The sequence below is a fragment of the Amycolatopsis sp. NPDC051102 genome, assembly GCF_040682815.1.
Classification (GTDB): domain Bacteria; phylum Actinomycetota; class Actinomycetes; order Mycobacteriales; family Pseudonocardiaceae; genus Amycolatopsis.
Genome location: NZ_JBFBBT010000008.1, coordinates 287,490 through 309,374, shown reverse-complemented (window position 1 = coordinate 309,374; position 21,885 = coordinate 287,490). Strand labels below are relative to the sequence as shown.

29 protein-coding genes and 1 pseudogene are annotated in these 21,885 nt (G+C 71.7%); 17 read left to right on the top strand and 13 right to left on the bottom strand.

The window, feature by feature from the left end:
• Positions 1-62 precede the first annotated feature (62 nt).
• The 3 genes from hisD to hisB are packed head-to-tail and all read left to right on the top strand — an operon-like array spanning position 63 to position 3,081.
• Positions 63-1,388, top strand: a complete 1,326-nt coding sequence (gene hisD / locus AB0M93_RS24190; protein ID WP_364276429.1) for a histidinol dehydrogenase — start codon at positions 63-65, stop codon at positions 1,386-1,388.
• On the top strand, positions 1,385-2,485 hold the full coding sequence (locus AB0M93_RS24185) for a histidinol-phosphate transaminase (protein ID WP_364276428.1): 1,101 nt from the start codon (positions 1,385-1,387) through the stop codon (positions 2,483-2,485). The genes hisD and AB0M93_RS24185 overlap by 4 nt, the downstream gene beginning before the upstream one ends.
• On the top strand, positions 2,482-3,081 hold the full coding sequence (hisB, locus tag AB0M93_RS24180; protein WP_364252804.1) for an imidazoleglycerol-phosphate dehydratase HisB: 600 nt from the start codon (positions 2,482-2,484) through the stop codon (positions 3,079-3,081). Before AB0M93_RS24185 ends, hisB begins: the two co-directional genes overlap by 4 nt.
• Here hisB and AB0M93_RS24175 read toward each other — a convergent pair.
• The gene (locus AB0M93_RS24175) at positions 3,078-3,809 is read right to left on the bottom strand and encodes an MBL fold metallo-hydrolase (protein WP_364276427.1); all 732 of its coding nucleotides are present in this window, start codon (positions 3,807-3,809) and stop codon (positions 3,078-3,080) included. The two genes, hisB and AB0M93_RS24175, sit on opposite strands and share 4 nt — an antisense overlap.
• Before the next feature lie 17 nt (positions 3,810-3,826).
• On the opposite strand from AB0M93_RS24175, the gene AB0M93_RS24170 reads away from it, so the two are divergent.
• On the top strand, positions 3,827-3,985 hold the full coding sequence (locus tag AB0M93_RS24170; protein WP_014466792.1) for a hypothetical protein: 159 nt from the start codon (positions 3,827-3,829) through the stop codon (positions 3,983-3,985).
• A 7-nt stretch (positions 3,986-3,992) separates the two neighbouring features.
• On the opposite strand, the gene AB0M93_RS24165 is transcribed toward AB0M93_RS24170, so the two are convergent.
• Positions 3,993-4,553 (bottom strand): helix-turn-helix domain-containing protein, encoded by a 561-nt coding sequence (locus tag AB0M93_RS24165; protein WP_364276426.1) that lies wholly within the window; start codon positions 4,551-4,553, stop codon positions 3,993-3,995.
• Between the two features lie 37 nt (positions 4,554-4,590).
• Between AB0M93_RS24165 and AB0M93_RS24160 the strand changes: the two genes are divergently transcribed.
• Positions 4,591-5,631: an epoxide hydrolase gene (locus AB0M93_RS24160; protein ID WP_364276425.1), complete on the top strand. Its 1,041-nt coding sequence runs from the start codon at positions 4,591-4,593 to the stop codon at positions 5,629-5,631.
• A gap of 14 nt (positions 5,632-5,645) precedes the next feature.
• Here AB0M93_RS24160 and AB0M93_RS24155 read toward each other — a convergent pair.
• Together AB0M93_RS24155 and AB0M93_RS24150 are read right to left on the bottom strand one after the other, a co-directional pair.
• Positions 5,646-5,884 (bottom strand): annotated as a pseudogene (locus tag AB0M93_RS24155) (IS110 family transposase); the annotation flags it as partial.
• An 80-nt stretch (positions 5,885-5,964) separates the two neighbouring features.
• On the bottom strand, positions 5,965-8,139 hold the full coding sequence (locus AB0M93_RS24150) for an MMPL family transporter (RefSeq protein WP_364276424.1): 2,175 nt from the start codon (positions 8,137-8,139) through the stop codon (positions 5,965-5,967).
• 204 nt (positions 8,140-8,343) lie between these two features.
• On the opposite strand from AB0M93_RS24150, the gene AB0M93_RS24145 reads away from it, so the two are divergent.
• A complete protein-coding gene (locus tag AB0M93_RS24145; protein ID WP_364276423.1) occupies positions 8,344-8,937 on the top strand; it encodes a TetR family transcriptional regulator in 594 nt (197 codons plus the stop codon).
• Between the two features lie 321 nt (positions 8,938-9,258).
• Here the strand turns inward: AB0M93_RS24145 and AB0M93_RS24140 are convergent, their stop codons facing one another.
• Both AB0M93_RS24140 and soxR read right to left on the bottom strand, forming a co-directional pair.
• Entirely contained in the window at positions 9,259-9,792 is a 534-nt protein-coding gene (locus tag AB0M93_RS24140) for an RNA 2'-phosphotransferase (RefSeq protein WP_364276422.1), read from the bottom strand.
• A gap of 33 nt (positions 9,793-9,825) precedes the next feature.
• Positions 9,826-10,287: a redox-sensitive transcriptional activator SoxR gene (gene soxR / locus AB0M93_RS24135; RefSeq protein WP_364276421.1), complete on the bottom strand. Its 462-nt coding sequence runs from the start codon at positions 10,285-10,287 to the stop codon at positions 9,826-9,828.
• A 52-nt stretch (positions 10,288-10,339) separates the two neighbouring features.
• Between soxR and AB0M93_RS24130 the strand changes: the two genes are divergently transcribed.
• The 3 genes from AB0M93_RS24130 to AB0M93_RS24120 are packed head-to-tail and all read left to right on the top strand — an operon-like array spanning position 10,340 to position 12,375.
• Positions 10,340-11,032: a thiamine pyrophosphate-dependent enzyme gene (locus tag AB0M93_RS24130; RefSeq protein ID WP_364276420.1), complete on the top strand. Its 693-nt coding sequence runs from the start codon at positions 10,340-10,342 to the stop codon at positions 11,030-11,032.
• A 2-nt stretch (positions 11,033-11,034) separates the two neighbouring features.
• Positions 11,035-11,940, top strand: a complete 906-nt coding sequence (locus AB0M93_RS24125; protein ID WP_364276419.1) for a transketolase — start codon at positions 11,035-11,037, stop codon at positions 11,938-11,940.
• A gap of 9 nt (positions 11,941-11,949) precedes the next feature.
• Positions 11,950-12,375 carry an NUDIX hydrolase gene (locus AB0M93_RS24120; protein WP_364276418.1) on the top strand — a complete coding sequence of 142 codons (426 nt, stop codon included), beginning with the start codon at positions 11,950-11,952 and terminating at the stop codon, positions 12,373-12,375.
• Here AB0M93_RS24120 and AB0M93_RS24115 read toward each other — a convergent pair.
• From AB0M93_RS24115 to AB0M93_RS24105, 3 genes are read right to left on the bottom strand one after another with little or no spacing between them, the layout of a single operon-like run.
• On the bottom strand, positions 12,361-12,918 hold the full coding sequence (locus AB0M93_RS24115) for an NIPSNAP family protein (RefSeq protein ID WP_364276417.1): 558 nt from the start codon (positions 12,916-12,918) through the stop codon (positions 12,361-12,363). The genes AB0M93_RS24120 and AB0M93_RS24115 overlap by 15 nt on opposite strands.
• A 37-nt stretch (positions 12,919-12,955) precedes the next feature.
• A complete protein-coding gene (locus AB0M93_RS24110; RefSeq protein ID WP_364276416.1) occupies positions 12,956-14,128 on the bottom strand; it encodes an acyl-CoA dehydrogenase family protein in 1,173 nt (390 codons plus the stop codon).
• 48 nt (positions 14,129-14,176) lie between these two features.
• Positions 14,177-14,353: a hypothetical protein gene (locus AB0M93_RS24105; RefSeq protein ID WP_364276415.1), complete on the bottom strand. Its 177-nt coding sequence runs from the start codon at positions 14,351-14,353 to the stop codon at positions 14,177-14,179.
• A gap of 170 nt (positions 14,354-14,523) precedes the next feature.
• Between AB0M93_RS24105 and AB0M93_RS24100 the strand changes: the two genes are divergently transcribed.
• The 3 genes from AB0M93_RS24100 to AB0M93_RS24090 are packed head-to-tail and all read left to right on the top strand — an operon-like array spanning position 14,524 to position 16,520.
• Complete coding sequence (locus AB0M93_RS24100) at positions 14,524-15,387, top strand: hypothetical protein (RefSeq protein WP_364276414.1); 864 nt, start codon at positions 14,524-14,526, stop codon at positions 15,385-15,387.
• A gap of 32 nt (positions 15,388-15,419) precedes the next feature.
• Positions 15,420-16,043 carry an imidazole glycerol phosphate synthase subunit HisH gene (hisH, locus tag AB0M93_RS24095; RefSeq protein WP_364276492.1) on the top strand — a complete coding sequence of 208 codons (624 nt, stop codon included), beginning with the start codon at positions 15,420-15,422 and terminating at the stop codon, positions 16,041-16,043.
• A complete protein-coding gene (locus AB0M93_RS24090) occupies positions 16,044-16,520 on the top strand; it encodes a hypothetical protein (RefSeq protein ID WP_364276413.1) in 477 nt (158 codons plus the stop codon).
• Here the strand turns inward: AB0M93_RS24090 and AB0M93_RS24085 are convergent.
• A complete protein-coding gene (locus tag AB0M93_RS24085) occupies positions 16,462-17,304 on the bottom strand; it encodes a hypothetical protein (RefSeq protein WP_364276412.1) in 843 nt (280 codons plus the stop codon). The genes AB0M93_RS24090 and AB0M93_RS24085 overlap by 59 nt on opposite strands.
• Before the next feature lie 122 nt (positions 17,305-17,426).
• On the opposite strand from AB0M93_RS24085, the gene priA reads away from it, so the two are divergent.
• Positions 17,427-18,164 carry a bifunctional 1-(5-phosphoribosyl)-5-((5-phosphoribosylamino)methylideneamino)imidazole-4-carboxamide isomerase/phosphoribosylanthranilate isomerase PriA gene (gene priA / locus AB0M93_RS24080; protein WP_364276411.1) on the top strand — a complete coding sequence of 246 codons (738 nt, stop codon included), beginning with the start codon at positions 17,427-17,429 and terminating at the stop codon, positions 18,162-18,164.
• Here the strand turns inward: priA and AB0M93_RS24075 are convergent.
• Both AB0M93_RS24075 and AB0M93_RS24070 read right to left on the bottom strand, forming a co-directional pair.
• Positions 18,161-18,862: an SDR family NAD(P)-dependent oxidoreductase gene (locus AB0M93_RS24075; RefSeq protein ID WP_364276410.1), complete on the bottom strand. Its 702-nt coding sequence runs from the start codon at positions 18,860-18,862 to the stop codon at positions 18,161-18,163. The two genes, priA and AB0M93_RS24075, sit on opposite strands and share 4 nt — an antisense overlap.
• Positions 18,863-18,870: 8 nt before the next feature.
• On the bottom strand, positions 18,871-19,308 hold the full coding sequence (locus tag AB0M93_RS24070; protein ID WP_364276409.1) for an SgcJ/EcaC family oxidoreductase: 438 nt from the start codon (positions 19,306-19,308) through the stop codon (positions 18,871-18,873).
• Between the two features lie 73 nt (positions 19,309-19,381).
• Between AB0M93_RS24070 and AB0M93_RS24065 the strand changes: the two genes are divergently transcribed.
• The 4 genes from AB0M93_RS24065 (at position 19,382) to AB0M93_RS24050 (ending at position 21,442) form a co-directional block, all read left to right on the top strand.
• Entirely contained in the window at positions 19,382-19,840 is a 459-nt protein-coding gene (locus tag AB0M93_RS24065) for a MarR family transcriptional regulator (RefSeq protein WP_364276408.1), read from the top strand.
• Between the two features lie 80 nt (positions 19,841-19,920).
• Positions 19,921-20,514: a TetR family transcriptional regulator gene (locus AB0M93_RS24060; protein WP_364276407.1), complete on the top strand. Its 594-nt coding sequence runs from the start codon at positions 19,921-19,923 to the stop codon at positions 20,512-20,514.
• 57 nt (positions 20,515-20,571) lie between these two features.
• Positions 20,572-20,916, top strand: coding sequence for a DUF1330 domain-containing protein (locus AB0M93_RS24055; RefSeq protein WP_364276406.1), 345 nt, complete (start codon positions 20,572-20,574; stop codon positions 20,914-20,916).
• 49 nt (positions 20,917-20,965) lie between these two features.
• Positions 20,966-21,442, top strand: coding sequence for a GNAT family N-acetyltransferase (locus AB0M93_RS24050; RefSeq protein ID WP_364276405.1), 477 nt, complete (start codon positions 20,966-20,968; stop codon positions 21,440-21,442).
• On the opposite strand, the gene AB0M93_RS24045 is transcribed toward AB0M93_RS24050, so the two are convergent.
• Entirely contained in the window at positions 21,426-21,812 is a 387-nt protein-coding gene (locus AB0M93_RS24045; RefSeq protein WP_364276404.1) for a PPOX class F420-dependent oxidoreductase, read from the bottom strand. The genes AB0M93_RS24050 and AB0M93_RS24045 overlap by 17 nt on opposite strands.
• Positions 21,813-21,885 lie beyond the last annotated feature (73 nt).

Sequence of the window (21,885 nt, the reverse complement as noted above, 5' to 3'; positions counted from 1 at the left end):
TCGGCCGTCACCGGGGAGTATCGCCGAAAACCCGTTCGGCGTGACCTCGTACCCTGGTGGTCATGCTGAACCGCACCGACCTGCGCGGGCAGGTCCCGACCGCCGCCGAACTGCGCGCCACGCTCCCTCGCGCCGAATACGACGTGGACGCGGCGCTGCATCACGTGCGCCCGGTGGTCGAGGCGGTCCGCGACCGCGGTGTCGAAGCCGTCCTCGAGTACACCGAGAAGTTCGACAAGGTGCGTCCGGCGTCCGTGCGGGTGCCGCGTGCTGCGTTGACTCGCGCGTTGGAAGAGCTCGACCCCGCGGTCCGCGCCGCGCTGGAGGAGTCGATCACCCGCGCCCGGAAGGTGCACGCCGAGCAGCGCCGCACCGACGTCACGACCACCGTCGTCGACGGCGGCACGGTCACCGAGAAGTGGGTGCCGGTCGAGCGCGTCGGGCTGTACGCGCCGGGCGGGCTGGCCGTGTACCCGTCCACAGTGGTGATGAACGTCGTGCCGGCGCAGATCGCCGGCGTCGGGTCGCTGGTCGTCTGCTCGCCGCCGCAGGCCGCGTTCGGCGGCCTGCCGCACCCGACCATCCTCGCCGCGGCCGAGCTGCTCGGCGTCGACGAGGTGTGGGCGGCCGGCGGCGCGCAGGCCGTCGCGCTGCTGGCGTACGGCGGCACGGACACCGACGGCGCCGAGCTCGCCCCGGTCGACATCGTCACCGGCCCCGGCAACATCTACCTCACCGCGGCCAAGCGGCTCCTGCGCGGCCTGATCGGCATCGACGCCGAGGCCGGGCCCACCGAGATCGCCATCCTCGCCGACGAGACGGCCGACCCGGTGCACGTCGCCGCCGACCTGATCAGCCAGGCCGAGCACGACCCCCTCGCGGCGAGCGTCCTGGTGACGACGTCGGCCGAGCTGGCCGATGCCGTCGACGAGGAACTGGTGAACCGCGTCGCCGCGACGAAGCACAGTTCGCGGGTCGCCGAAGCGCTGGGCGGCAAGCAGTCCGGCATCATCTTGGTGTCCACAGTGGACGACGGGATCCGGGTCGTCGACGCCTACGCCGCCGAGCACCTGGAGATCCAGACGGCGGACGCGCGCGCGGTCGCCGGCCGGATCCGCAACGCCGGCGCGATCTTCGTCGGCGCGTACGCCCCGGTGTCGCTCGGCGACTACTGCGCCGGGTCCAACCACGTGCTGCCCACCGGCGGGTTCGCCCGCCACTCCTCGGGCCTGTCCGTGCAGAGCTTCCTCAAGGGCATCCACGTCGTGGACTACACCGAGGACGCGCTGCGCGAGGTCGCCGGCCGCGTCGTCGCGCTGGCCGACGCCGAGGACCTGCCCGCGCACGGCGAGGCCGTCACCGCGCGGTTCGGAGGTTCGGTCCGATGACGATCGGCGAAGACGTCACCCTGGACGAGCTGCCGCTGCGGGACGACCTGCGCGGCAAGTCGCCGTACGGGGCACCGCAGCTGGACGTTCCGGTCCGGCTCAACACGAACGAAAACCCGTACCCGCCGCCGCCTGCGCTGGTCGCGGACGTCGCGGAGGCCGTCCGGGCGGAGGCGGCCGAGCTGCACCGCTACCCGGACCGGGACGCGGTGGCCCTGCGCCAGGACCTGGCCGACTACCTGAGCGTGTCGACGCGGGTCGTGCTGTCGGAGGCGAACGTCTGGGCCGCGAACGGGTCCAACGAGGTGCTGCAGCAGATCCTGCAGGCGTTCGGCGGCCCCGGGCGCAGCGCGCTCGGCTTCGAGCCGTCGTACTCGATGCACCCGATCATCGCCTCCGGCACCCGCACCGAGTGGGTGCCGGCGCCGCGCCGCGCCGACTTCAGCCTCGACACGGCCGCGGCGGCCGCGGTCATCGCGGACCGCCGGCCGGACATCGTGTTCGTCACCAGCCCGAACAACCCGACCGGCGGCTCGATCCCGCTTTCCGAACTGCGTTCTTTGCTCGATGCGGCCACCGGGATGGTGGTGGTCGACGAGGCTTACGCGGAGTTCTCGTCGCAGCCGAGCGCGGTCGGGCTGCTGGCGGACTACCCGTCGCGGCTGATCGTGTCGCGCACGATGAGCAAGGCGTTCGCGTTCGCGGGCGGCCGGCTCGGCTACCTGGCGGCGGCGCCGGCGGTGGTCGACGCGCTGCAGCTGGTACGCCTGCCGTACCACCTCTCGCGGCTGACGCAGGCGGCCGCCCGGGCGGCGCTGCGCCACGCGGACGCCACGTTGGCCAGCGTGCACAAGCTGGCCGCGGAACGCGACCGGGTCGTGGAAGCGCTGGCGGGCTTGGGTTGCGACCCGGTGCCGAGCGACTCGAACTTCGTCCTCTTCGGACGGTTCACTTCGCCGTCGGCGGCTTGGCAGTCCTATCTGGACCGCGGGGTGCTGATCCGCGACCCCGGCATCGAGGGACACCTGCGCGTCAGCATCGGCACGCCGGAAGAGAACGACGCCTTCCTCGAGGCGAGTAAGGAAGTCTCGCGATGACCCGCATCGGCAAGGTCGAACGGACCACCAAGGAGTCCTCGATCTTCGTGCAGCTGGACCTCGACGGCACGGGCGAGGTCGAGATCTCGACCGGCGTCCCGTTCTACGACCACATGCTGACGGCGTTCGGCGTCCACGGCTCGCTGGACCTCAAGGTCGAGGCCACCGGCGACGTCCACATCGACGCCCACCACACGGTGGAGGACACGGCGATCGTGCTGGGCCAGGCGATCCGCCAGGCCCTGGGCGACAAGAGCGGCATCCGCCGCTTCGGCGACGCGTGGATCCCGATGGACGAAACGCTGGCCCACGCGGCGATCGACGTCTCGGGGCGGCCGTACTGCGTGCACGTGGGCGAGCCGGAGCAGTTCAACACGTTCACGATCGGCGGCAACTACCCGTTCGTGCTGACGCGGCACGTGTTCGACTCGCTGGCGTTCCACGCGCAGATCGCGTTGCACGTGCGGGTGATCCACGGCCGCGACCCGCACCACATCGCGGAGGCGGAGTACAAGGCGGTGGCCCGGGCCCTGCGCGCGGCGACCGAGCCGGACCCGCGCGCGGGCGGCATCCCCTCCACGAAGGGCGTCCTCTAGTACACCTCGCCGGCCGCCGCGACCTCGATGTGTCCCTTGTGGACGGTCGCGGCGCGCTCGGCGGCCTGCTCAGGCGTCAGGAACGGGCCGACGTGGGTCAGCAGGAGCCGCCCGGCCCCGTGCGCGGCGCGGGCCGCGTCCTCGGGCGTCAGGTGCACCGCGGACGGTTCCGGACCGTCGGCCTCGCAGAGGAACAGGTCGGCGCCGTCGGCCAGTTCGGTGAGGGCGGCGCACGGGCCGGTGTCGCCGGAGTAGGCGAGCACGCGGTCGCCGTCGGTGACGCGGACGCCGAAGGCGGGGAAGCCGTGTTCGACGGCGGTCGTGGCCAGGGTCAGGCCGTTCACCTCGGCGAAGTGGCCGTCGTGCAGCTCGTGCACCTGGAAGGCCTGCTCGATCGGCGCCGGGCCGGTGTTGCTGAGGAAGTGACCGAGCCTCTCGCGGATCCCGGGCGGCCCGTAGAGCGGCAGCGGCTTCGCGGGCCGGAGATCGGCGAACAGCAAGGCGTACACGGCCGGCAGCAGGTCGGCGACGTGGTCGGCGTGCAGGTGCGAGATCCAGATGGCGTCGACGTCGGTGAGCGCGGTGTGCTCCTGCAGTGCGGCGAGGGTGCCGGGGCCGGCGTCCAGCCAGACGGTCGCGCCGTCCCCGCGGACGAGGTAGCCCGAGCACGGCTCGCCGGGGCGGGGGTAGGGGGTCGCGCTGCCCAGCACGATCAACTCCAAGGGCATGTGGCACCCTAACCCGCATGAGCAACGGAGTCGTCGGCGTCCTTCTGCTCGCCCTCGGCGGGTTCCTCGTGGGCGGGGTCTATTCGACCTGGAAGACGGCGAAGTTCATGGCGGTGGTGCTGGGCGTCGCGGCCCTGCTGGCCATCGGCGGCGCGATCTTCTGGTTCTCGAGCTAGACCGCCGTCACCCGTCGGCGAGCCGCTGGATGGTGGCGCCCAGCCAGGCCTCGAGTTCGGCGGGATCGCCGAGTTCGGACCGCAGCACCCGGCGGCGCGTGGAGACGCCGAGCACGAAGGCGTCGATCGCGGCGGCCCGGCTGCGGGCGTCCGCGTCGTCGAGGCCGCTGTCGCGCAGGTAGCGCTGCAGCGGCTCCAGCGAGTTCGTGTCGAGGAACGCGGCCAGCGCCTCCGCCGCCTCCGGGCGTTCGCCGGCCGCGCGGTGCAGCACGAGCAGCGGATCCTCCCCGGGGGCGCCGAACCAGCGCCGGACGATGTTCGCCGCGAGGCGGGCGCCCAGCGTGGCCCGGTCGCCGTCGAAGGAGTCCGCGACCGGGATCTCCACGCGGGTCGCGGCCAGGAAAAGGCCGTCCTTGCCGCCGAAGTAGCGCGTGATGAGGTTGGGGGACACGCCGGCGGCGTCGGCCACGCCCTTGACCGTGACCGCCGTGTACCCCTGCTGGGCGAACTGCCGCCGGGCGTGCTCCAGGATCCGCTGCCGGGTGGCGGCCGCGTCGCGCGCAATCATGTGTACGAGCATACACATCATGTGTACGCTGATACACATGGACGACGAGATGCGCGCGCGGCTCCGGCGAACCCGGCGGATCACGACCCCGTGGAGTGAGGACCGCACGCGCGGCGTCGGCGGCAGCCGCCTCGACGCGTTCCTCGAACGCTGGGCGGACGGGTACGACTGGGCGGTGCACGAGCGCCGCATCAACGCGTTGCCCTGGGTGACAGTGCGGGCGGCCGGCACGGACCTGCGGGTGATCCACCAGCGGTCCGCGGACCCCGGCGCACCGGTGGTCGTGCTGCTGCACGGCTGGCCGGACTCGGTGCTGCGGTTCGAGCGCGTCCTGCCGCTGCTCGCGGACGCGCACGTGGTGGTGCCCGCGCTGCCGGGCTTCCCGTTCGCGGCCCCGCTCACCAGGCCCGGCATGTCGGCGGGCCGGATGGCGGAGATCATCGCGGCGGCGCTCGCCGACCTCGGTTACGCGAGGTACACGCTGTCCGGCGGCGACGTGGGTGGCACGGTGGCGGAGATCCTCGCCGGCGAGCATCCGGACCGCGTGGCGGCCTTGCACCTGACGAACGTCGCCCCGCAGCGCGCACTCACGGCAGACCCGGCGAACCTCCCGCCCGACGCAGTGGCGTACCTCGCTCAGGCGGCCCAGTGGTTCCGGACCGAAGGCGGCTACATCGCGGAGCAGTCGACGCGCCCGAACACCCTTTCCGTCGCCCTCGGCGACTCACCGGCGGGCCTCGCGGCGTGGATCGTCGAGAAGCTCGAGTCGTGGTCCGACGATGGGGCGTTCACTGTGGACGAGCTGCTCACCTGGGTCACGGCCTACTGGATCACCGGCACGATCGGCACGTCGTTCGCCACTTACACCGAACCGGCGGCCCTCCCGGCCCGGGTTGATGCGCCGACGGTGCTTTCGGTGTTCCCGCGTGACACCAAGCCGGAGCCGCGGAGCTACGCGGAGGCGTTCCTGAACGTGCGGGAGTACGTGGAACACGGTGCGGGGGGCCATTTCGCGGCTTGGGAACAGCCGGCGGCTTATGTCGAGGACGTGCGCCGCGCGGTGAAGCTGGGCGGCTGAGCTGCTCCGGGAGCAACGACGACGGTTTGCTCGCCGAGGGCGGTCATGATCGCCTCGACCAGTTCCTCGCCGATGCGGGGCGCGTGGGACTTTCGCGGTCAGGTTGCGGCTTTGGCGATGCCGGCCGGGCCGCCGCAGCGGAGAGGACTTCCAGAGCAGCCGGCTGCGAGCTCCGTGAGCCGACAGCGGGGTGCATTCCGGCGAGCAGGTGGCGGATGCGGTTGCTGATCCGGGTTGCGTCGCCGGCCAGGTCCAGTCTACCGGCAGGGCCCGGCAAAACCCGCGGCCGAAGCCTGGTTGTCCACAACCCCGCGGGGTTGTGGACAACCAGGGTCAGCGGCTCGCGCCGACCAGTTCCCGCTCCTCGGGCTCGTCGAGCTGCTTCGTGAGCTTCTCGCCCTCGACGTCGACGTCCGGCAGGATCCGGTCCAGCCACTTCGGCAGCCACCACGCGCCGCGGCCGAGCAGGGACATCACCGCCGGGACCAGCGTCATGCGGACCACGAACGCGTCCACCAGCACGCCGAACGCCAGCGCGAACCCGATCGACTGGATCAGCGACGACTCCGCGAGCACGAACCCGGCGAACACGCTGATCATGATCAGCGCCGCCGCGACGACCACGCGTGCGCCGTGGCGGAAGCCGGTGACCATCGCTTCCTGGGGCTCCGCGCCGTGGACGTGCTCCTCGCGCATCCGCGTCACCAGGAACACCTGGTAGTCCATCGCCAGCCCGAACAGCACGCCGATCAGCAGGATCGGCAGCATGCTCATGATCGGCCCGGTCGATGCCACGCCGAGCAGGTCCGTGAGCCAGCCCCACTGGAACACCGCGACCACCGCGCCGAACGTCGCCGCGACCGAGCCGAGGAAGCCGATCGTCGCCTTCAGCGGCACCACCACCGAGCGGAACACCAGCATCAGCAGCACGAACGCCAGCCCGACGATCAGCGCCAGGTACGGCAGCATCGCGTCCGACAGCTTCTCGGAGACGTCGATGTTCGCCGCCGTCTGCCCGGTGACCGACAGCTTCGCGTCCAGCTTGCCGGATTCGGTGCGGATCGCGGCGACCAGGTCTTCGGTCTGCGTGCTGCTCGGGCCGCTCTTCGGGATCACCGTCAGCAACGCCGTGTCACCGGTCTGGTTGACGCGCGGCGGAGTGACGGCGGCGACGTCCGGCAGCTTCTGGATGCCGGCCGCGGCCTGGCCGAGCGCGGCCTGGCGGTTGGCGCTCGCGGAGACGTCGACGACGACCAGCAGCGGCCCGTTGGAGCCTTCGCCGAAGCTGCGGCTGGCGATCTCGTACGCCTTGCGCTGCGTCGACTCGGGCGCCGCGGTGCTGTCGTTGGGCAGGCCGAGCTGCATGCTCAACGCGGGCAGCGCGACGACGGCCATCCCGGCCAGCGCCACGAGCAGCACCGGGATCCGGTGGCGGGCGACGAACCGCGCCCAACGCTCGCCGTGCGTCGTTTCGACCGGCTTGCGGCGCAGCCGGATGCGGCCACCGGCGACCCGTGCGCCGGCGAAACCGAGGATCGCGGGCAGCAGCGTCAGGGCGATGAGCACGGCGATCGCGACGGTGACGGCGGCGGCGACGCCCATCTGGCCGAGGAACGGGATGCCGACCACGGTGAGCCCGGCCAGCGCGATGATGACGGTCAGCCCGGCGAACACGACGGCGGACCCGGCGGTGCCCGCAGCGCGCCCGGCGGCTTCTTCGGCGTCGCGGCCGATGCTCAGTTCGTGGCGATAGCGCGAGACGATGAACAGCGCGTAGTCGATGCCGACGGCCAGGCCGATCATCAGCGCCAGGATCGGCGTGTTCGAGTTCAGCTCCAGGAACCCGGAGGCGAGGAAGATGCCTGCCATCCCGGTGCCGACGCCGATCAGCGCGGTGAGCAGCGGGATCCCGGCCGCGAGCAGCGAACCGAACGTGATGATCAGCACGATGGCGGCGACGGCGACGCCGAGGCCTTCGGTGGCACCGGTCGCGGGCACGCCCTGCACGGCGTCACCGCCGAACTCGACGGTGAACCCGGCGGCGCGGCCGGCGTTCGCGGTGTCCAGCAGGGCCTGGCGGTCCTCGTCGGTCAGTTCGTACGCCTTCGCTCCGTAACTGACCTGGGCGAGCGCGACGCGCTGATCGGGTGAGATGGACCGCGCCTGGAACGGGTCGACCACAGCGGCGACCTTCGGCGCCGTCTTCAGCTGCCCGACCAGGGCTTCGACGGCGGCCTTGCCCTTCGCGTCGGTCACCGTGGTCCCGGCCGGGGCCTCGATGACCACGCGCGCGGTGGCGCCACCGGCGTTGGCCTGCGGGAACTTCTCGGTGAGCTGGTCGACCGCCCGCTGCGACTCGGTGCCGGGGATCGTCACCGAGTTCGACAGCTGGCCCGAGAGCGTCAGCGCGCCCAGGCCGAGCGCCACGAGCACGGCCGCCCAGACGGCCGCGACCAGCGCTTTCCGCCGGAAGGAGAACCGGCCCAGCCGGTACAGGAAGGTCGCCACGAGTCAGCTCCGTTTCGCCCGAACGGGGTCGGTTCACTCCATCGGTTACTTCCAAGCTAGCCGATCGGCAAGGGTCACTCCAAGCCGATCGGCAAGTATGTGACTTGCCGAACAGCAAGGTTTATCCCTAGCCGTCCGGCTAGTAAGGCGGTTTGCCGATCGACAGGGCGTGACGTAGGCTCCGACGGCTGCTGAGGAGGAAGAATGACCGCCGGCCCGGCCGAGGACACCCGGACCCGACTGCTGCAGACCGCGCTGCGCCTGTTCACCGAACACGGGGTGGAAGGCACGTCGCTGCAGATGATCGCGGACGCGCTGGGCATCACGAAGGCGGCGGTCTACTACCACTTCAAGACGAAGGCGGAGATCACCGAAGCGGTGGCGGAGCCGGGCGTCCGCGACCTGGACGACCTCGTCCGCCGCGCGGCGGCGCAGAAGCGCCGGGGCGCGCAGGTGGACCTGCTGCTGGAGGGGTTCGTCGACCTGGTGATCCGCCACCGGGCCCTGGTGGCGCTGTTTTCGAGCGACCCGGGAATCGCCCGCGCGATCGAGAAGTCGGCGCACGGCGGGATGGAGGGTTTCGGCCAGGCCCTGCTCGGCATCCTGTCGGGCCCGGATCCGGACACGACGGCCCGGGTGAACGCCCTGGTGACCCTGACAGGCATAGCAATGGCGGGCGGCTCCCCGGACCTCGCCGCCCTGGGCGACGAAGAGCTGCGCACGGAACTGCTCGACGTGGGCCGCCGCCTCCTCGGCCGCCCCCGCCGTCGAATCGCCACCCCGGTCCCCACCCTCTGACGCCCTGATGCCCCGCCAGTTACGCGAGATGCCCCGCTAATTACGCGAGTTCCGCGCTCGATCACGCGAGTTCCGCCTCCCCGCACGCGAATTCCGGCATTTCTCAGGCGGGCCCGCGGCACCAGTGGGGTTGGTTCGCAAGCCTGGCCAGTCGGTTCGCGTGCCTGCCGGTCGGTTCGCGTACCTGGACGGACGGCTCGCGTACCTGGAGGGTCGGTTCGCGCGACCGGGGTCGGGACTCGCGTGATTGGAGGGGTATCTCGCGTGATTGGAGGGTCATCTTGCGTGATTGGAGGGTCATGTTGCGTGATTGCGGGGGCATCAGGGGACGCGGGTCAGGTAGGGCGGGGGGACTGAGGCGGTGAGCCAGACTCCGTTGGCGCTCAGCTGGAATGCGTGGCCGTTCGCAGCCATGGTGGCGGCGTCGATGCGGAGGATCACCGGTTTGCCGCGGCGGGCGCCGACCGTCCGGGCCGTTTCCGGCGTTGCTGACAGGTGGACCGCGTGGCGGTTCATCGGGCGCAGGCCCTCGTGGAAGATCGCGTCGAGGGAGGACGAGACCGTGCCGTGGTACAGGACATCCGGAGGCGTTGCGTCCGGGAGGCCGAGGTCGATCGGCACGCTGTGGCCCTGGCTCGCGCGGATGCGCGTACCCGTTTCGTCGAAGGCGAAGCGGCGCTTGTTGTTCTTCTCGACCACCTCGTCCAGCTCCGCGCGGGTGATCGAGAGCGCGCGGACGAGCTTGTCGACCGGCGCCCAGCCGTCGGGGGAGAGGGTCAGGCCGAGGGCGGCCGGGTCGTGGCGCAAGTGCCGGGACAGCCTCTTCGAGAGGCGGATCAATTGCTTTTCGTTCATTGCCCCTCCAGCATCCCGCTGCCCGCAACCGGTTTAGATGCCGCCTTCGACCGCCGGGCGCAGTTTGCTCGCTCCTGGGCCGAAGCGGGCCAGCTCGTCGTCGTTGTTGTACAACGCGCAGCTGCGCAGGGACAGGCAACCGCAGCCGACGCAGCCTGTGAGCCGGTCGCGCAGGCGTTGCAGGGCGTCGATCCGGGCGTCGAGCTCGTGCTGCCAGTCGCGGGACAGGCGCGCCCAGTCCGCCTTCGTCGGGGCGTGGTCCGCCGGCAGCGTCGTCAGGGCCGAGCTGATGTCCTCGAGGGAAAGCCCGACTCGTTGCGCGGCGCGGATGAACGCGATCCGGCGCAGCACCGAACGCGGGTAGCGGCGCTGGTTGCCCGCCGACCGCTCCGAGCTGATCAGCCCCTTCTCCTCGTAGAACCGCAGTGCCGTGTGCGGAACCCCGCTGCGTTCCGCCACCTGTCCGATGCTGAGATGTTCGGCGAGCCTGGTCACCAGCTCAGGCTATCCTTGACTTCGAGTTTAGTCGAGGTTGCATCGTCGGGTCATGACCACTGTGACCGAACCCGGCTACGCCGATCTGCCCCGGCTGATCGCGCTGATGACCGGCGACGAAAAGCACAGCGCCGCCGCCGAGTCCACTTTGGACGTGCTGTGGGTGCTCTACGACCGGGTGCTCGACGTCACCACCGAAAACCTCCGCGAGCCCGGCCGCGACCGATTCCTGCTCTCCAAGGGGCACGGCCCGATGGCGTACTACGCCGTGCTCACCGCGAAGGGCTTCATCGCCGAAGCGGAACTGCCGACGTGGTCCGACCCGGTGTCGCGGCTCGGCTACCACCCGGACCGGCGCCGCATCCCCGGCGTCGAAATCTCCAGCGGTTCGCTCGGCCACGGCCTGCCGATCGCGTTCGGCACCGCGCTGGGACTGCGGGCGCGCGGCCTGACGCAGGCGAGGGTCGTGACGCTCGTCGGCGACGCCGAGCTGGACGAGGGCTCGAACCACGAGGCGATCGTCGTCGCGGCACGGGCCGGCCTCGAAAACCTGACCGCGGTCGTGGTCGACAACCAGTCGTCGACGCGCGGCTGGCCCGGCGGGATCGCGCGCCGCTTCGCCGTCGAAGGCTGGGAGACCCGCACGGTGTCCGGCCGCGACCACGACGCGCTGTACGAAGCCTTCACCACCGCCCATCCCGGCCGGCCGCTGGCCGTGGTCGCCGTCGTCGAACCGAAGGGCTGAGCATGCTGTCGATGCGGGAAGAGTTCCTCGCCACCGCCGAACAGATCGTCGACGCGGACCCGGACGTCGCGGTCGTGCTGGCCGACATCTCGGCCGCGCAGCTCGCCGGTGCCGCCCGGCGCCACCCGGACCGGGTGATCAACGTCGGGATCCGCGAGCAGCTGCTGGTCAGCACGGGCGCGGGCCTGGCACTGGCGGGGCTGCGGCCGATCGTGCACACGTTCCCGCCGTTCCTGGTGGAGCGCGCCTTCGAGCAGATCAAACTGGACTTTTCGCACCAGGAAGTGGGCGGTGTCCTGGTGTCGTGGGGAGCGTCGTACGACATGCCGTCGGCGGGCCGCACGCACCAGTCCCCGGCGGACGTGGCGCTGATCGACGCCCTGCCCGGCTGGACGATCCACGTCCCGGGCCACCCGGCGGAGGCCCGCCGGCTGCTGCTGGAGTCGATCCCCGGCGACGGCCGCGTGTACCTGCGGCTTTCGGCGCAGGAAAACGCTTCCGCGCACCTGGGGGTGGGGTTCACGAGACTGCGGGAAGGGTCCCGGGGCGTGGTGGTGGCGGTGGGACCGGTCCTGGACCGCGTCCTGCGCGCGACGGCGGGCCTGGACGTGACGGTGCTGTACGCATCGACGATCCGCCCGTTCGACGGCGCCGCGCTGCGCGCGGCGGTTTTCGACGCTTCCGCGGACGTGGTGCTGGTGGAGCCGTACCTGGCGGGCACGTCGGCGCACTGCGTGGCGGAGGCGCTTTCCGATGTGCCGCACCGGTTGAAGGCGCTCGGGGTCCGCCGGGACGTCGAGGTCCGGACGTACGGGGAGATCGCCGACCACGACCTGGCGCACGGGCTGGACGCCGGATCGCTCGGGTTGTCGATCAGGGAGTTCCTGGGGGCGCAGGAAAGCCGCTAGCGTGGCACCATGCCATCGATCCGGCCGATCGTGCTCGCCGTCATCCGGCGAGGGGACGCTCTTCTCGTCTTCGAAGCGCACGACGACGTCAAAGACGAGACCTTCTGCCGGCCACTCGGCGGTGGGATCGAGTTCGGCGAACGGAGCACCGATGCCCTCGTTCGCGAGTTCGCCGAGGAGCTCGGCGCCGAAATCAAGGTGACGGCGTTCCTCGGCGTGCTCGAGAACGTCTTCACCTGGCGGGACCGGCCCGGGCACGAGATCGCCTTCCTGTACGAGGCCGAGTTCGTCGACGAGAGCCTCTACCGGCGCGAGGAAATGAAGATCCTCGACGATCCGGCCACCGCCCGGTGGGTCGATTTCGCCGAGTTCCGGGACGGTCGCCGGATCCTGTACCCCCGAGGGCTCGTCAGGCTCCTTTCACCTGAGCAGTGATCGCGAAGTCGCCTCCAGCCGGATCGAAGCGTCCGACACCGGTGTCCGGCTGAACCACACCGAAACCGGGCCGTCCGTGCGGACCGGCAGCTGCGGGAACGTGTTCTCCGCCGGCTCCGTCTCGAACGCCGCGAACACCGGATCGGGCGGCGGTGCCGGGGACGAAACCGTCACGTACACCTCCGCGCCGGGCGGCGGAGACGTGAGCCCGCGGCGGACCGGGCGCAGCAAGTGCACGTTGTCCGAGTCGATCATCGTCGCGTTCGCCGCCGACCGGTGCTCCTTCCACACCGGGCCGAAGTAGAACGCCTCCAGCGCGGCCTTCCGCTCCGCCATCGACCGGAAGCCGCGCAGCCACACGAACTCGTCCGGGGACGCCCGTGACCGGAACAGCCCGAACAGGTGCGCGCCCGCCGCCTCCTGCGGCTCGACGAACTCCCGCTCGAACAGCTCGATCAGCTCGTCGCGCCGGCCCGGGTGCAGGGTGTAGCGCCGCAGCTCGACCACGGTTTCGAACTCGGTGAAGGTCTCGGTGAAGGTCATGCCGCAGAAGCTAGCGGCCACCACCGACAAAAACCGCTCAGCGGAACGCGGCCAGCCCCGTGACCGCCTGACCGAGTGACAGCGCGTGCATCTCCTCGGTGCCCTCGTACGTCAGCACCGTCTCCAGGTTCGCCATGTGCCGCATCACCGGGTACTCCAGCGAAATCCCGTTCGCCCCGAGCATCGACCGCGCCGTGCGGGCCACGTCCAGCGCCGACCGGACGTTCGCCATCTTGCCGAAGCTGACGTGGTTGTGGTGCAGGGCCCCGGTGTCCTTCAGCCGCCCGATCTGCATCGCTACCAGGCCCGCGCGGTTGACCTCCACGACCAGGTCGGCGAGCTTGCGCTGGGTCAGCTGGAACCCCGCGAGGGGCTTGCCGAACTGCGAACGCGCCAGCGTGTACTCCAACGCGGCTTCGTAGCACGCGCGCGCCGCGCCGACGACGCCGAACAGGATGCCGTAGCGGGCTTCGTTCAGGCACGACAGCGGCCCGCGCAGGCCCCGGACCTCGGGGAACGCCGCCGACGACGGCAACCGGACGCCGTCGAGGACCAGTTCCGCGGTCAGCGAGGCCCGCAGCGACAGCTTGTGCTTGACCTCGTTCGCGGTGAAGCCCGGCGTCGACGTCGGGACGACGAAACCGCGGATCCCGTCGTCGGTCTGCGCCCAGACGACCGCGACGTCGGCGACGGTTCCGTTGGTGATCCACATCTTCGTGCCCGAGAGGACCCAGTCCGAGCCGTCGCGCACCGCGCGCGTCCGCATCGAGCCCGGGTCGCTGCCCGCGTCCGGCTCGGTCAGCCCGAAACAGCCGAGCGCGTCGCCGGTGGCCATCCGCGGCAGCCACTCCTGCCGCTGCTCCTCGCTGCCCCAGCGGTGGATCGCGTACATCGCCAGCGACCCCTGCACCGAGACGAAGCTGCGCAGCCCCGAGTCGACGGCCTCCAGCTCACGGCACGCGATGCCGTACGCGACGGCGCTGGTGCCGGCGCAGCCGTAGCCCTCCAGGTGCATGCCGAGCAGGCCGAGCGAGCCGAAGCCCTTCGCCAGCTCGGCGGCCGGGAGCGCGCCCGTTTCGTACCAGTCGGCGACGTGGTCGAGCAGGTGGTCCTTCGCGTACGCGCGCACCGCGTCGCGGATGGCGCGTTCCTCCTCGGCGAGCCCGGCGTCGAGGTCCAGGAAGTCGTGCGGATCAGGAGTGCGGCTCATGAGGGCTCCCGGGGGACGCGTCGGTGCGGTCCCCGCAGGAAACCACAGTCAGGCGTCTGTTCTCCGCGTGGCGTTCGTCACGCGGGCAGCAGACGCGCCGGACGAGTACCGCGGCCGGACCTGCTGGCGCGGAATCAGCAGCTCGCTGAACTGCGGAAACGGCACGCTCTCGATGTCGTCACGCCAGGCGTTCAGCATCTGGGACAGCAGATCGTCCTCGGCCATCTTCGCCTCCCTGGCGTCCGGTCGTGCCGGCTGAGCGCACACGATCGGGTGAAGTGATACCCGGCGAGCGGGACGGCCAAACGGATTTCTTCAAGATCTTTCCGGGTGGCGCGCGCTCTGTGGCAGGATGACGTCGCCGCCGCCAAGGCCTCAACTCCCGAGGAGCGCACATGCGCGCACTGCGGACGGCAAGTCTGCTCGCCCTCACCACCGCCACCCTGCTCGCGGCCACCGGCGTCGCCACCGCGCACGGATCGCGCTGGCACCAGACCGGCCACACCACTGCCGAGAACCGGATCAGCGGCGAGGGCCTCACGACCCTGCGGCTGCCGGGACACGCCCCCGAGATCGTCTACCGCAACGGCGCCACCATCCCGCAGCCGCTCAAGGACGAGGGCTGGGGCCACGTCGGGGACCCGGACTCGCTGCGCGGGTACGTCTTCGACGTCTACCAGGACACCCGCACGCCGACGCCCACCACGAAGATGTACCTGGTCACCCGGCCCGACGGGACGACGACGGAGTTCGTCCACCCGCTGCAGGCCGACGAGCCGGCCGCCAACGCGAACGCCCAGGTCGCGGCCACCCCCGACGGGCAGTGGCTGGTCTCGGGCCCGCTCGGCGAGATCGACCGCCTCTACGTCTCCCCGGCGCCCTTCCTCAACCCGCGCGGCCCGAAGGTGGCCGGCGACCTGCCCGTCGCCGCCCGCATCCACCTCGACCACCACATCCGCAGCGCCCAGGGCTGCGACTTCGTCGGGCTGACGACGCTGATCTGCGCCACCAGCGACCCGTACAACGACCTGTACCCGACCAACCTGCAGCTCCTGCAGATCGACCTCGCGCGCCCGCTGACCGGCCGCGACGTCACCGCGCGGGTGCACGAGATCGGCCAGGTCCCGCTGGTCAGCACGTGCACGGGCACCTTCACCCCGGAAGGCGTCGACTACGACGCGGGCGTGTTGCGGGTGGAGGTCGTGCCGCCGTCGCCGTGCAACACGGTGACAGACGTCTATTCGTTCGAGCGCCGCTGAGCGCGACGGCTACGCTGGGTGGCGTGTCTCGTGTGGTGATCCTCGACTACGGTTCCGGCAACCTCCGCTCCGCCGAACGCGCTGTGGCGCGCGCCGGGGCCGACGTCGAGGTCACCGCCGACCCCCATGCCGCGATCGAAGCCGACGGCCTGGTCGTGCCCGGCGTCGGCGCGTACTCCGCCTGCATGGCGGGGCTGCTGGACGTGCACGGGCACCGGATCATCGGCAAGCGCCTCGCCGGCGGCCGCCCGGTGCTCGGCATCTGCGTCGGCATGCAGATCCTCTTCTCCCGCGGCGTCGAGCACGGCGAAGAGACCGAGGGCACGGGGGAGTGGCCCGGCGTCGTGGACCGGCTGCACGCCGACGTCCTGCCGCACATGGGCTGGAACACCGTGCGCGCGCCCGCGGACTCGCAGCTGTTCGCCGGGCTCGACCCGGACGAGCGGTTCTACTTCGTGCACTCCTACGCGGCCCGGAAGTGGGAGCTCGACGGCCTGCCCGGCCAGGAGCCGAAGGTGACGTGGGCCCACCACGGCGAGGACTTCGTCGCCGCGGTCGAGAACGGGCCGCTCTGGGCCACCCAGTTCCACCCGGAGAAGTCGGGCGACGCCGGCGCGCAGCTGCTGCGCAACTGGCTGGATTTCGTGGCGAGCTGAGTGACCGAGGTTCCGGTAGCCGACTTCGTCCGGTTTTTCGGCGACGGTGGTATCCGCGTCCTGCTGGACTGGACGAGGCTGGCCGCGGAGTGCCGGATCGAAGCGTCCACCAGCCGGTCGGCGGCGATGCTCGGCGACCTGCGGACCGTCTGGTACGCCGGGCCGGACGGCCGGGACGGCGAATTCCGCGACCCCGGCGCCCGGCCGTTGCGCGTCCGCGAGACGGGCTGCACCGAAGCCACGTGGTCAGCCGAGCGCGCCGCGCGGATCTCGGACTTCGAAACCCGCTTCCGCGCCGATCCCGGGCCCGTCCAGCTCGCGCTGCCGGTCTACGTCCTCGGCGACGACGGGTTCCTGCTGCTGGACGGCACGCACCGGGCGGTCGCCGCGCACCGGGCCGGCGGGGAGGTACGGCTGCTCATGTTCGCCGTCCACGGTCCGCGGGACGAGACGATGCTGCCCGACTTGCGTTTCTGACCGGCCGCTGCCGGGCCTCGGCTTCCTGGATCGCGGCCTCGAACGCGAGATTGCGAAGGGCCTCCCAGCGTTCCGCCCGGCGCAGGCGCCGGATCGACCGCAGCACGGCGGCGCAGACCAGCAGCCCGGCCGGGACCGCGGCGATCCGGACGGCCATCGGCTCGTCACCGATCACGAGCACGTCGACGGCGAACAGGAGAACCGGCCCGAGCAGGGCCGCCAGGACGTTGATCTCCAGTTCGAGGAAGTCCACCCGGAACGCCGCCGACCGGCCTCGCAGCCACAGCTTGCTATAGGCGAAGACCTCGAGATCGGCATCCGCGACGTGCCCGCCGCCTGCCACCCACGTTTTCAGGGCTTTGCTGTCGTCGCCGGCGACCAGGTCGAGCACGGGATGCTGCCGGACGAGCGCATCGGCCGCGTCGGACCCCACCAGCTCCCGCACCCGGTGCCAGCCGGGCGAGTCCGGGTGCCTGCGGCGCGTGAGCCGTTCGAGGCGGCCCACGAGGCCGAATGCCAGCTCGCGTGACAGGTAGCCGAGCACGAACGCGCCCGAGGCGCCCACGGCGGCGAACAGCACGATGCCCGCGCCGCGGATGCCGGACAGCGCGTCGGTCAAGAACCCGAGGTCCGTTCCGGGATGCCGGGCGTAGTGGATGCCCAGCAGCGTCACTTCGGTGAGGACCCCCGCGCCCGGCAGCAGGACGCTCACCAGCTGGACGACGACGTAGAACGGCAGTCGCTCGGAGAACGAGTACCCCGTCTCCTTGTCGCTCGTTTCCACCGGCCCCCTTTCCGGGACTCCGGTGAGGGTACGGCCGTCCGCCGCGGGCGGGTATCGGCCGAACCGGTCGGCCGGCGACCCGCTGACCGGGTGATCGGGGTCTCCGCCCTAGAGTTAGCCGCGTGACTTTCACGCTGCTTCCCGCCGTTGATGTGGCCGATGGCCAGGCCGTGCGACTCGTCCAGGGCGAGGCCGGTACCGAGACCTCCTATGGCAGTCCGCTCGAAGCCGCGTTCGCCTGGCAGCGCGACGGGGCCGAGTGGATCCACCTGGTCGACCTCGACGCCGCCTTCGGGAAGGGCAGCAACCGGGAGCTGCTCGCCGAGGTCGTCGGCAAGCTCGACGTCCAGGTCGAACTCTCCGGCGGCATCCGCGACGACGCGTCGCTGAAGGCCGCCCTGGCCACCGGCGCCCGCCGCGTCAACCTGGGCACCGCCGCGCTCGAAGACCCGGAGTGGACCGCCCGGGTGATCGGCGAGTACGGCGACCGCGTCGCGATCGGCCTCGACGTGCGGATCACCGAGGCCGGGCACCGGCTTTCCGCCCGCGGCTGGACCTCCGACGGCGGCGACCTGTGGGAGGTCCTCGAGCGGCTGGACCGCGACGGCGCGTCCCGCTACGTCGTCACCGACGTCAGCAAGGACGGCACCCTGCGCGGCCCGAACCTCGACCTGCTGCGTGACGTCGTCGCCCGCACCGACGCGCCGGTGATCGCCTCCGGCGGGGTGTCGAGCGTGGCCGACCTCGTCGCGCTGGCGGGCCTGGCGTCCGACGGCGTCGAAGGATCCATCGTCGGCAAGGCGCTCTACGCCGGCGCGTTCACGCTGCCGGAAGCCCTCGCCGCGGTCGCGCGGGTCTAGCCGAGCAGGGACACCGCGGTCCGGCGCGGCAGCAGCCCGGTGACCGCCGTGAGCACGGCGTTGCGCCGTCCCGAAACCACCGTGGGGCCTTCGCGGCGGCGGACGGCCTGAAGAGCGCGCGCGACGACGTCCTCCGGGGTCTGCACGAGCCAAGCGGGGACGTCGGCGGCGTGCTGCGACTCCGTCGTGGTCACGCCCGGGCACAGCGCCAGCACGTGCACTCCGCGCGCTTTCTGTTTGTGCCACAGGGTTTCCGAGAACGACGTCACGAACGCCTTGGTGGCGCCGTAGACGCCGAGCCCCGGTTTGGGCGTGAACCCCAGCGTCGAGGAGACGTTCACCAGCGCGGACCCGGGCCGGGCGCCGGCGAGGAACGCGTGGGCCAGCGTCACGACCGCGCGGCAGTTGAGGTCCATGACGGCCAGCGAGTCCGCCAGCGAGGTCTCCGCGAAGCCGCCGTGGATCGCGGCGCCCGCGTTGTTGACCAGCAGCGCGTACGGCTCGGCGAGCCGGTCGGCGGTGGCGCGCAGGCCGTCCTGGGTGGCCAGGTCCGCGGCCAGGTGGTCGTGGCCCGGGCCGAGCGTCGCCATGAGGTCCGCCAGTCGGTCTTCGCGGCGGGCCACGGCCGTCACCGAGTAGCCCGCCGCGGCCAGGGCCGTGGCGAACGCGCGGCCGATGCCCGCGCTCGCTCCCGTCACCAGCGCCTTCACCGCTTCGGCCGCGTTTCCGGCGCGAACTTGAACGAGATCCGCTCCAGCAGCGGCTTGCGCCGGGTGTTGTGGAACGCGGCGACGAGCCAGCGCTCGCCGTCGCGGACCAGCGTGTAGGTCTGCACCTTCGACAGCTTCTTCGGCGCGTCACCGGTGTAGGTGTCGCCGCGGCTGGTCAGGACGGCCACGTCCGCCCCGGGGAACCGCACGTCGAGGACCTCGTGCGCGAGCTTGGTGCCCTTGAGGAACTTCTCGAACAGCACGCGGTGGCTGCCGGCGATGTCGTCGCGGCCGGCGTAGCGCGTGCCGACGAAGGTCACGTACGTCGCGTCTTCGGTGAAGTGCGCGCCGTAGGCGTCGGCGTCGCCGCGGCCCCAGGCGTCGGCGAGCGAGTCGAGCACGGCGGTCACGGCCGTCCGGTCGGTGGTCAGCATGGTCGTCTCCTATACTTAGCTTCACGTGTGCAGTATCTGCACACATGCAGATATTAGGCAGGAGGACGACGAGATGGCAAGTCCCGCGGAACGGCACGTGCTCTTCCGGCGGTACCTGGACGCGGTGGGCCTGCACGGCCTGGCCGGGGCGGAGGCCGCCGGCCTGCACGCCACCGAGTGGTACGCGCTCAGCCTGCTCGACCTGGAGGGCCCGCTGACCTCGGGCGAGCTGTCCACGCGCACCGGGCTGACGACCGGCGCGACGACCCGGCTGATCGACCGGCTCGAGCGCGCCGGGTACGTCCGCCGCGCCGCCGACCCGGCCGACCGGCGCAAGGTGCTGGTCGAGCCGGTGCCGGACGCGCTCGCCGGGGTCGAGCGGATCGTCGGCCCGGCCCGCGGCCGCATCGCCGAAGTCATCGGCCGGTACACGCCGGAGCAGCAGGAGGTCCTGTTCGACTACTTCGCCCGCGCCGCACCGGCCTACCGCGAAGCGTCGGAAGAGATCCGCGAGGCGACCCGGCGGCGTTAGGTCAGGACGGTGCACGGACGCCCGGGCAGCACTCCGGCTGTAGTACTTTGGCCGGAGCAGCCCGACCGGCAGGAGCGATCATGGTGCGGCGCAACCCCGAGCGGCGGGCCGCCCTGCTCGACGCCTCGATCGAGGTCCTGGCCGCCGAGGGCGCCCGTGGGCTCACCTTCCGCGCCGTCGACCAGCAGGCCGGTGTCCCCGTCGGCACCGCCTCCAACTACTTCTCCAGCCGCGACGAAATCCTCCGGCACGCGGGGGAGCGGGTCTACGAACGGCTGGTCGACGAGGCGGTCCTCGCCGACGGCCTGGACGGGCCGCGCGACCCGGCCCGCGTCGCCGAGCTGATGCACGGGCTCGTCGACCGCGTCGCCGCGTTCCCGACCGGCTTCCTGGCCCTGCTGGAACTGCGGCTGGAGGCCACCCGGCGGCCCGGACTGCGCGCCGTGCTCACCCGCCGCATCCGGGCGGACGTCGAGTTCAACGTCGGCTACCACGAGAAGTCCGGGCTGCCCGGGGACGGGACCACGGTCGTCCTGCTGTGGCTGGCGCTGAACTGGCTGATCATGGAACGGCTGACCCTGCCGGACCTGTTCACCGGCGAGCAGCGGCACGAACTCGTCACGGCGCTCGTGGAGCGGCTGCTGGCCGGGCAGCCGCCGTTACCTCCGACGTAATCGACTCCACGCCGGCGGCGGGCGAACATTCCTTCCGGGACAACGAAAGGAACGCCGATGACCGCCTACGGAATCGCCCACCTGCACCCGCCCGCCGCGCTGCCGGAGGAGGTCTTCGAGTACCTCGAACGCATCCAGGCGACGCTCGACCCGTACGGCGGCAAGTTCCTCGTGCACGGCGCGCCGGTGGAGGTGCGGGAGGGGACGTGGCCGGGCGGCCTGGTGGTCATCGAATTCCCGAGCCTCGCCGCGGCGCGCGAGTGGTACGACTCGCCCGCCTACCGGGAGATCCTGCACCTGCGCGCGGACCACATCCCGGGCGACCTGGTCCTCGTGGCCGGCTGCGGCCCGGACCACGACTCGGCCGCCATGGCCGCGGTACTGCGCGCCGCCGCCGCGTGAGTCCGAAAAGGGGCTGACAGGGGACTCCCGGGGTCGTAGGTTGCCGCGGGTGGAGGAGATCGTCACCGAGCTCGAAATGACCGCCGCCGATCAGCTCAACCCCGCTCCGCCGGTCGACGGCGTCGCGGTGCGAGCCGTCCCGCCGGGCCCGCTGATCCGCGAGCTGCACGTCCGGATCGGGACGCCGCACCAGTGGCCGAGCGCGTCCCGCGGCGACGGCGAATGGGCGCGCTGGCTCGCGGAACCGGGCCGGCAGTACCGGCTCGTGGAGTACCGCGGCGAAGTCGCGGGTGCCGCGGACTTCGAGCCACAGCCCGGCGGCGTCGTCGAGATCACGACCTTCGGGCTGCTGCCCGAATTCGTCGGGAAAGGACTCGGCGGGTACGCGCTCACCCTCGTCGTCGCCGACGCGTGGACCCTGCCCGGCACGCGCCGCGTGTGGCTGCACACCTCGACGCTCGACCACCCGAACGCGCTGCCGAACTACCTGCGGCGCGGCTTCCGCAGCTTCAGCCGTCCAGTTTGACGGCGATCCCGACCGTCCGGTCCGCCGGGCCGCGCAGCTTCGAGAAGAACATCGTGACGCGGCCGACGATGCCGTACTTCCGGGCGATCGCGCGCCGGACGCGCTCGGTGTCCGCGGCGTCCAGCAGCCGGGCCTGACCGGAGACCTTCGCGCCGTGCGTCTTCTGCCCGCGCAGGTCGCAGCCCTGGACCTCGACGCGGCCGCCGTTGCGGATCCGCTTGACCTTCCCGGCCTTGCGCTCCGACCAGAAGACGAGCTCCCCGCCGTCGCCGGCGACCCAGATCGGGGTCGGCACGGCCCGCCCGTCGCGCCGGAACGTGGTCAGGACGACGTAGCGCTCGGCGGCGAGGCGGCCGGTCTCGGAAGTCATGCGCCCACCGTAGCCGGGTGCCGGTCCGGGAGAACTGCCTACGCCTTTCGGCGCCAAAACCGCACACGCCCGG